Annotated in this window: 8 protein-coding genes and 2 tRNA genes; 4 read left to right on the top strand and 6 right to left on the bottom strand. The window is 48.2% G+C overall.

Annotated features, from left to right (window positions below; genetic code table 11):
• Positions 1-249: 249 nt before the first annotated feature.
• On the top strand, positions 250-546 hold the full coding sequence (locus tag WBG83_RS21940) for a hypothetical protein (RefSeq protein WP_336747518.1): 297 nt from the start codon (positions 250-252) through the stop codon (positions 544-546).
• A 326-nt stretch (positions 547-872) separates the two neighbouring features.
• On the opposite strand, the gene WBG83_RS21945 is transcribed toward WBG83_RS21940, so the two are convergent.
• On the bottom strand, positions 873-1427 hold the full coding sequence (locus WBG83_RS21945) for a superoxide dismutase family protein (protein ID WP_336747519.1): 555 nt from the start codon (positions 1425-1427) through the stop codon (positions 873-875).
• A 225-nt stretch (positions 1428-1652) separates the two neighbouring features.
• Here WBG83_RS21945 and WBG83_RS21950 point away from each other — a divergent pair, with 225 nt between their 5' ends.
• Positions 1653-2495, top strand: coding sequence for a protease complex subunit PrcB family protein (locus WBG83_RS21950; protein WP_336747520.1), 843 nt, complete (start codon positions 1653-1655; stop codon positions 2493-2495).
• A gap of 532 nt (positions 2496-3027) precedes the next feature.
• Positions 3028-3393, top strand: coding sequence for a hypothetical protein (locus tag WBG83_RS21955; RefSeq protein WP_336747521.1), 366 nt, complete (start codon positions 3028-3030; stop codon positions 3391-3393).
• 345 nt (positions 3394-3738) lie between these two features.
• On the opposite strand, the gene WBG83_RS21960 is transcribed toward WBG83_RS21955, so the two are convergent.
• The 4 genes from WBG83_RS21960 to WBG83_RS21975 form a co-directional block, all read right to left on the bottom strand.
• Positions 3739-3812: transfer RNA gene (locus tag WBG83_RS21960), tRNA-Ile, on the bottom strand.
• Positions 3813-3822: 10 nt separating this feature from the next.
• A tRNA-Met gene (locus WBG83_RS21965) sits at positions 3823-3899 on the bottom strand.
• Between the two features lie 81 nt (positions 3900-3980).
• Complete coding sequence (locus WBG83_RS21970) at positions 3981-4145, bottom strand: hypothetical protein (protein ID WP_336747522.1); 165 nt, start codon at positions 4143-4145, stop codon at positions 3981-3983.
• Positions 4146-4243: 98 nt separating this feature from the next.
• The gene (locus tag WBG83_RS21975) at positions 4244-4795 is read right to left on the bottom strand and encodes a phosphatidylglycerophosphatase A family protein (protein ID WP_336747523.1); all 552 of its coding nucleotides are present in this window, start codon (positions 4793-4795) and stop codon (positions 4244-4246) included.
• A 129-nt stretch (positions 4796-4924) separates the two neighbouring features.
• Between WBG83_RS21975 and WBG83_RS21980 the strand changes: the two genes are divergently transcribed.
• The gene (locus WBG83_RS21980; RefSeq protein WP_336747524.1) at positions 4925-5446 is read left to right on the top strand and encodes a 2'-5' RNA ligase family protein; all 522 of its coding nucleotides are present in this window, start codon (positions 4925-4927) and stop codon (positions 5444-5446) included.
• A 232-nt stretch (positions 5447-5678) separates the two neighbouring features.
• On the opposite strand, the gene WBG83_RS21985 is transcribed toward WBG83_RS21980, so the two are convergent.
• Positions 5679-7841, bottom strand: a complete 2163-nt coding sequence (locus WBG83_RS21985; RefSeq protein ID WP_336747525.1) for a hypothetical protein — start codon at positions 7839-7841, stop codon at positions 5679-5681.
• Positions 7842-8386: the final 545 nt, after the last annotated feature.

Genomic DNA, 8386 nt, shown 5'->3' on the forward strand with positions numbered 1-8386 from the left:
AAACAAGTGTTTGCGTTTATCGACTACTTCAACTCCACCATGGCCAAGCCTTTTAAATGGACTTATAAAGGCAAGGTTCTTTGCTTTTAACTGTTGTTATATTTAAGTTTTAGTGCACTAGATTATGTCAAGCTGAGAGATTTTGTCCGGACAAAAGTCAATGTACGCTTATTTTAGGCCGTTTACACCCAATCCGGCTCGATTGTAAACTCATATACTAGAGCAATTAGAAGGAAATGAGGTGTTTTTATGGCGAACGTACAAACGAACCGGAGATTGTGCCAAAAATATATGAACCAGATGGTTCAAATCCAAACGAATCAAGGAACCTATCGCGGTAAAATTGTGAAGGTGACTTCAAACAAGGTCTATTTGCAAACGGCAAAGCAGCCGCATCACCCCGGCAAGGCAACCATTTCGTTCTTCCCTTTACTTTTGCCGCTTGTTCTGTTTGACCTGCTTGCGATTGTCCTGATCGAAAGACCTCGCCCCTTGTGCCCGCCCGGACCCTTCTTTCCCGGGGGATGCGGCCCCAGATTATTCTAAGCTGTCACAGATTACAGCAGTCCGTCCGAGTGTAACCTGACATTCCGGCATCGGCTTGCAGCCTTCCAAGTACCCGGCAAATCATCTGGCAGCGGCTATTTCTTATCGCTGTACTCGTCCGGCCTCAGGCTGTGCTCATCGCACGCACTCCCTGAATCAAACACCTCATCTCCCATATTGCCCCGATTCTTGGGTATATGCAGGCAATAAGCTTATGGGATATACCAGCTCGTACTAACACAGGGATTCGGGTGTCAGCGAGCAAAAAAGACAAACACCCTGCAGCCGATGGCAGTTCCTGCCACGGAGCGGGGTGTTTGTGCTGGTTACTTGATTATGCCGCAGGCGATACGCGCCCCGGAATTACCAGACGGATCGGTTTTATAATCGTCCACTTTCTCATGAATAATGAGGGAGGTTCCGCCCGGCTTCAGCAGCGAGTTCGGCGCTCCTGTTTCCAAAGTAACCTTTTTGGCGACCATGACAGCAGATGCCTTTCCATCCTGATTGACCTCCAGATTCGGCAAATCTCCGTTATGAAACCCTCTTGGATTCTCAAAGCCATGCTGCTTGCCATCCGGGTTGAAGTGGTCCCCGGCCGATTTAAATTCTGGTGGCTCGCACGTTCCGTTTTGATGAATATGGAAGCCATGCAAGCCCGGAGTTAAGCCGGAAACCTCCACTTCAATCTGAACACCCGCTTTCATTTGCCTAAGGGTAGCCGAACCAATCGCTTCCCCGTTTGTGTTCTTTATCTCCACCGTAACCGGCTGGACCGCCTCCGGCTCAACCAGCGCTGTTCCTTGTGTCGGCTCAGCACGGCAAGCTGTCAGAGCCAGCAGCGCAGCGGCTGGAATCAGCCATTTCTTCCATTCGATCAAAACAAACGTCCTCCCTTACTGTCATCCATTTTATATCCTACTAAGGAAGGTATGCCCCTTTATCATTTTTTTTATGTAAGGCACACATGAAAAAATGAGGATTTTTTTCTGCAGGTTGTTGAATTATAATAGAACCAGAATAACGACAGTCCGATAAAAGCTTGGACCGGGTCTGCTGCAACATTTTTATACGGAGCTGCGTTAGTAATGATGAGGTGAAACAAAATGAAAACATATCAAAAACAATGGCTGCGGAAGGGGGCTCTCTCCCTGCTGCTATTACTATCCTTCGGCAGCACTTCTCTGGCCTTCGATGATATTGCAGGTACGCCGCAGGAGGAGAGCATTCTCTCCTTGAAAGAGGCCGGAATTGTAAACGGCGTTGACGCCAACCACTTCGATCCGAAAGGCCCGGTTTCTTATGGCGAGGCTGTGCCTATGATTGTAAAAGGGCTTGATCTCAACATCGACAACATCCGGTTCATCAAGGCTCCGCAGGCGAGCGATTTTTTCGCAAACGTGGCCAATGATGCCTGGAATGCGGAAGCTTTTATTATTGCTTCTTTGAACGGGCTCCCTATTCCTTCCGATGTCCAGCCGCAGCAAACGATCTCTGCACAGGACTATGCCATGCTGCTGACCGCGGCACTGAGAGATAGCGCTGCAGCAGCCCAAGGAACCATTGCATTCGATACGACACAGGAAATGAATCGGGGTCTTGCCGCAGATTGGCTATATAAAGCGCGCCAGCTGGCTTCCATTTCGCTTTCTGTTGAAACGGAAAAGGTATCCGACGAGGTAAACAAGGTTACTCTTTCCTGGGGATCTCAGCCGAATTCAGGCTATGCCATCCAAATCACCCGTATTGAATTTAACAACGGCCAAGCACACATTTATTACACCTTATCCTATCCGGAACCGGACAAAATGTATGCACAGGTCATTACGTATCCCAAAGCAGTAACGTATATCGACAGTCAGTACAAGCCGGTCGCTGTTCCTGTCAAGCCTGCTGCTCCCGATCCGGCGGCCGAAGCAAATCCGCCCGCAGCAGTTCCTCACTCTTGAGGAGAACCGGAAGTCAGAAGCAAAGCCCTTCCTGCCGGAAGGGCTTTTTGCTATCAGCTTCATTTCTCGGGAAACAAGCCCTGTTGTTCTGCTATAACAAGGCTGCAAATAACAAGGCTGCAAATAAAAAAAGAAAGCCCTCGAAAGCGGACTTTCCTTGTTCAAGTAGAGAAGCTTATAGCTCCAGGAAGCTTTGAATAATTTGAAAGGGAAGAGCTCCAATCGCAATAATTCCGTACACGATTCCTTGTAAAATATTTTTGAGAGCTTTCATACCCCATCACTCCAATCCAAGTTTGTCAAAGTTGTGTCTATGTAGAGAGTATACTCCTAAACCGAAGCACTTTTATTAAAATAACATTAATTTTTGAGAAAAATTTTGCAGGGCAATGAGAAAAATCATATTTCGGCCAGAACAACCTATATTTTTCCATATAAATACATGCTAACATAAAATGCGCCTATGAATGAAAAGAAAGGAGATACTTCCATTTATTTGTGTTATCTATTTAAAAAAGGAGCTGATTCATTAATGAAAAAACGTTGGTTTACGACGCTCGCCGTAGCAGCTTCGGTATTTATGACGGCCCTGCCTGTCCATGCAACCGGTGAAGAAACGATTTTTGTCACCAATTCCGCACGTTCAGCAGCGAGCCAGCTGTATACCGGCAGCACAGCGGAAGTGTATATTGAAGGCTGGTCAACCAGCTCCGAGATTAACTGGTATATTCTTGATCAATACGGAACCACCGTCGACTACGGAACAGTCGGAACCCCGAATCGCAAGTATGAGCAATTTGCCAGATATTATCCCGGCTCTGGAAGCCTTCAGCTTGTCATGGAATGCACCGACAGCAGCTTCTGTGACGGGAGCGGGAACATTTGGGTCCACTGGTAAAACCATGAAATGAATACCGGATAGCCCCAGCGGATAACCTTCTGATTATCGAATCAGGAGGTTATCTGCTCGAATCTCGGTTACAATCTCAACCACGGTTGGTAAACAACAGGAAGACAACAGGAAAGAGCGAATCAACCGTAGAGTAAGTAAGTAAGAAGTAAGTAAGGTAGAATAGCCATGTGAAGAAGAATTAAAGAGGGGGAATAAGGCCAAATAACTGAATCAGCTAAACGAGCGTAAGGAGTCCGGCCTAAACTGAAACGGCAGCTTATGACCAATCGCAATAAATAAAAGGCCCTAAAAAACACAAAAAACCTTGCAAAATCAAGGTTTCTGCTAAAGTGGGCCCTGCAGGACTCGAACCTGCGACCAATCGGTTATGAGCCGACCGCTCTGACCAACTGAGCTAAGGGCCCGAACGAGAATTGGTTGCGGGGGCAGGATTTGAACCTGCGGCCTTCGGGTTATGAGCCCGACGAGCTACCGGGCTGCTCCACCCCGCGTCAGTTGTTAGTGTCCGTTCACAGCGACAAATATAACTATACACTAAACCGAAAGGTCCCGTCAAGAAAATTTTTCAAATCTTAAAGCACATACCGAACGCCGAACCGTCCCTTTTTAGACCGGAAGACTTCGACCTCTTGAGGGCATTCATAGCCGTATATCCACCAGTCCTCTTCCATCCGCTTCGCCAAACAGCCCGCCTGAAATTTGGAATCATACAATTTGACCCAGTACACCCACCTCATCCGGCTCTCCTCCTTTTTCCTTCTCTGTTCTACAGGATACCCCAATTTCCCGCAAAAAAATCCCTGAAAACGGGAAATTCCCGAATCCAGGGACGTGGTCATCCGGCCTGCTCCTTGGGCGAAAAGGATGTTGATTGTGCTGACTGCTGCTCTTCCAAATCACGCTGCCGGTGAGCAATCCGGCTTGATGCCGAAGCTGCGACACTGGCTACCAGGTCGTCAAGGAACGTATGCACGCCATTTCCGTTTTTGGTATCCAGCTTCTTAATGATTCCGATTTTGTGCTTATCCAAATGCCCAAAGGTCGTTACCGCAATACTTCCGTAGCCGAAGACGGAGCCGAGAGCTAAAGTCTCATCGCAGCCGAATAGCCCCTCATCACTCTCTACAATCGACTGGAGCGGCTCGGAAAGCAAGCCTTTCTCAGCCAATGTATCTAGCTCAATGCCCACAAGAAGGGCATGCAGAAGCTCCCTTTTGGCAAGAACCGCTTGTACACTGTCCAAGCAGGCCTCCATACTCAATTGCGGGTTATAAGGGGATTGCATTTCGTATACAATTTCGGCAATGTCCTCCAAGCTTACGCCCCGTTCGGCCAGCTTTTGCAGGACAGAGGATTTAATTTCATTGCTGTGTACTTGCCGCTTCATCTGGAGTCTCCCCTTTCAAAGATAAGCCAATTATATCATAATTTTCTGATAAAGTTGAACCTTCATTTGTTGGATTGCCGAAGCAAACGGTATAATAAGAAGGAGGAAACGAAAAGGAGTGACGTGAATATGAAATACGGAATTGCTGTGTTTCCCCCAAAATCCATTCAAGATACGGCGAACAGTCTGCGAAAACGATATGATCCGAATTACAGCCTGATTCCTCCCCATCTGACCGTTCGTGAAGCTGGGGAAACCGACGAGACGGGACTTCAGCACATCATTTCTCACCTGAACCAGCTGACTGCTGAGTTAGCCCCTTTTCCGATCACATTCAATCGGTTCTCCACCTTTTACCCGGTCAATCCGGTGATTTACATGGCGACAGCCGATCCCGAGCCGTTTCGCCGGCTGCACCGCAAGGTTTGCAGCGGACCGCTCGAAGTGGCGAATCCCCGGTACGAATTTCACCCCCATCTGACGATTGGGCAAAATCTGAATAATGACGAGCTGCATGATGTGCTCGCCAGCCTGAGAAACCGCCCTATCGATCTCACTTTTATAGCAGATCGGCTTCATTTGTTGTACCAGACGGACAATAGGGCCTGGACGACTCATCAAACCTTCCTGCTCCAAGGTACCCCGATTTAAAACGATGCCCGGTCAGAGGGGTATTCCCTCCACCGGGCATTTTGCGTCCCTTGGTGACCGACAGAAGCCGCGGCTGAACGGCATAAACGTCTTCTCAGGACAAATTATCGATTCTCCGCAAAACAGGCTCTTCGCGGCGCGCAGCTCCCAGCGCGCGCTGTTTCGCTGCATGACGGCGGTCGTTCGACCACACCACAGCCTTCGCTTCTATCGTCTCCCCGATACCGGAAGCTCAATCATTGTACATAAACCAATACAGATCCTTCGTGGCCAGCAGCTTCTTCTGTCCGGATTGGAATTCGTGGTACACGTTCAAGCGATATTTTTCCATATCTTCGACGTTAAATTTCAAATTCTCATCGGCCTTGATCAGCTTCATCTGATGGAAGCCCAGATCCAGCACCTTGCTCTCATCCTTGCCTGTTTCCAAATCGAGATAATGGGACATTTTGAATTTCCCTCGCGTATCCTCCATCTCCACGATCAGCTTCTGGTTGTCCATATTCGTTTCCATCAGCAGGTTATGGGTCAGTTCATATTCGAACTTCAATTCAACTTCACCTGTAACAAAATTAAGCTGGGTGCCGAAATTACTCATCGATATGGTGTAAGGGGCGATTTCGAGCTCCTTAAATGATGCTTTCGGTTCCTTCTGCTCCGCTGGAAGAACGAAGGAAGCGGCATTCACGTACCCGTCCGGGTCCTTCTCCGCCAGCTTGCCGTCCTTCACGGCATCTCCGATTAAGAGCTGCAGGCCCTCGGTGGCATACGATTTCGGCACGCTGCTCCATACATACAGCAACCCCGTTGCGCCCGGTCTAACTTTCTCAGACAGCTCGGTCACTTGTGCAGGGTATACCGTTCCGTCCGCCGCGCGGAAATGAGCAACAAGCTTGGCGATGTCGGTATGACGCTTCTCCAGGTTCTCTACCGCAAGCTGAGCGGCATAAATATCCGAGGATTTACCCGTAAATGTCATCACAGAGCGTACAGAATAGTCTGCCTGACGACCGATGGCCGTCAGCTTGCGTTTGGCCCCGTTCGGAATCAGCCCTACCTGCAGCAAATCCGAGTTATGGTAAAATTGCACCAAATCCACCTTCACAGGCTTATCTGTGCTGGAGGCCGCACTTCCGCTCAGCGTATCTACAGTTTCATTTTCCTGCAGCAACAGCTTTACCCGCTTAAACTGCGTCGTAAACGGAATTTTGCCAATCAGCTGCAATTGCAGTTCACTTCCCGGATTGAGTGAGATAACCTTGTCCGTATTCACAGCCACCGCTTCCACCTTGGTCGCATCGTCCAGTTCGAAATATCCCGTAAAATCCGGAATCGGCAAAGACTCCGTTCCCTGGTTCGCGATAATAACATTGGCCGTCAAAAGATCCTCATCCTCCCACGGAAGACGATGCAGACCGGTCATGCTGGCCGTATAAATTCCATGCTTATTGCTAAACTCATACACCGCGCCAAGGGACACATCATCCGCTTTTGCCTGTGGCAAATCATATTCAGCAACAGGCACAACCAGCGCCGTGCCGTCGGAAGCGCCCCCTTCGATCGTTTGTTTCACACTCAGCTTCCAGCCCTCAAGACCGGCCTCCTGCGGGATGATCGCAGTCAAAATGCCTTCCTTATCCTCAAGCGGCTGCAGCACCGTATCCTTGGTCAGGCCGGACACATTCATAGGGTACGACAGTCCGTCCGCCGTCTCTACCGTAAACTGCAGGTCAGGAAGCTTGATGCTGCGGCTTCCGGAATTCACCATCATAAAGGAAACCGTAGGCAGCGAGTTTATATCGTTCTTACTGACATTAACACGCTTGACATAGGTTGTAATCGGCACACCGGATAACAAAACACTCCGCTTGCTGTCTGACGGTGTCTGCAGACTATAGCTGTCCGGAACGGCGATTTCACCGACAACCCGTTCAAAATTCGGCGCGTCGAAATCCCACTTAATCACCTGGAATTTCAGGTCTGCGAGGGCCGTTGCTTTGCTAACCTTGGCATAAAAATGAAATTGCTGGGACGTGCCTGCCGCTACCTTGTTTTTATCCTTGTCCTGGGCCTGCAGCTGTACATCGATGACCGCTCCCGTCCCGCTGTTCAGCCGGATCCAATAATCAACAAACTGCATATCCCGATCCGAGCCGTTGACAAGCTCTGCTGTAAAGCTAACCGTGTTCAGCTCTTCGCCGGTAAGCAAATTCACTTCTTGAATATTCAGCTTACTCTGTGAAGTAAGAGCTATCGAACCGATAGGATTCGCTATGGATAATAGAATAGCTGGCGGGCTCCCCGCGTCATCGGCCCACACCGGGGTAACACTCGATGCCAATAATACGGCTGATAATGCTACACTGAACAATGATTTTCGACTTTTCTTTTTCACTACATTGCCCTCCTGTAATAAAAAACCATGGATATGAAAACGTTTACTTCTAGCTATAATCAAATATAGCCGATGAGTTTTCCTTTGTACACGTTATATTATAAAAACTATCTTAATTTTTGGTTGATTCTCCCTTCTTTCTCTATCCATAATATAGAACGTAATAAAAATCAAATAGTTGTACATCCGCCAAAAAAATATTATTCTATGTAGAGTCACTAGCGTTGCATAAAAAGTCGGCGGCATAGTTTTCGAATAATTCTGAACAAGGTTTTAGTTTTCATTACCAAAAAGTCGATTGCCCACCAGAAGGTAGCTCTCTGTCCATTTGGTAAATTTATGTAGTTTCCCCTGAGTGACGGAAATACTAGCTCACTGTTTCTTGCGCCTACCCGCTGATTTTCGACTAGGTTTACGGTGAATTCGTTCCATCCATTGATGCATCGGTTCCCATAATAGAATTTTAAGGGTTCTTCCCAGTTTAGCATGTCCATAGACCGTCAATCCTTGTAGTAGAACCCCTGAAAAGGAGAATATAGGATGAC

The sequence above is a fragment of the Paenibacillus sp. y28 genome, from assembly GCF_037137075.1.
Classification (GTDB): domain Bacteria; phylum Bacillota; class Bacilli; order Paenibacillales; family NBRC-103111; genus JBBBNV01.

Bases quoted from the DNA above. Each gene is read 5' to 3' on its own strand.
- WBG83_RS21940 (WP_336747518.1), top strand. From the start codon at position 250: ATGGCGAACGTACAAACGAACCGGAGATTGTGCCAAAAATATATGAAC.
- WBG83_RS21950 (WP_336747520.1), top strand. From the start codon at position 1,653: ATGAAAACATATCAAAAACAATGGCTGCGGAAGGGGGCTCTCTCCCTG.
- WBG83_RS21955 (WP_336747521.1), top strand. From the start codon at position 3,028: ATGAAAAAACGTTGGTTTACGACGCTCGCCGTAGCAGCTTCGGTATTT.
- WBG83_RS21970 (WP_336747522.1), bottom strand. From the start codon at position 4,145: ATGAGGTGGGTGTACTGGGTCAAATTGTATGATTCCAAATTTCAGGCG.
- WBG83_RS21975 (WP_336747523.1), bottom strand. From the start codon at position 4,795: ATGAAGCGGCAAGTACACAGCAATGAAATTAAATCCTCTGTCCTGCAA.
- WBG83_RS21980 (WP_336747524.1), top strand. From the start codon at position 4,925: ATGAAATACGGAATTGCTGTGTTTCCCCCAAAATCCATTCAAGATACG.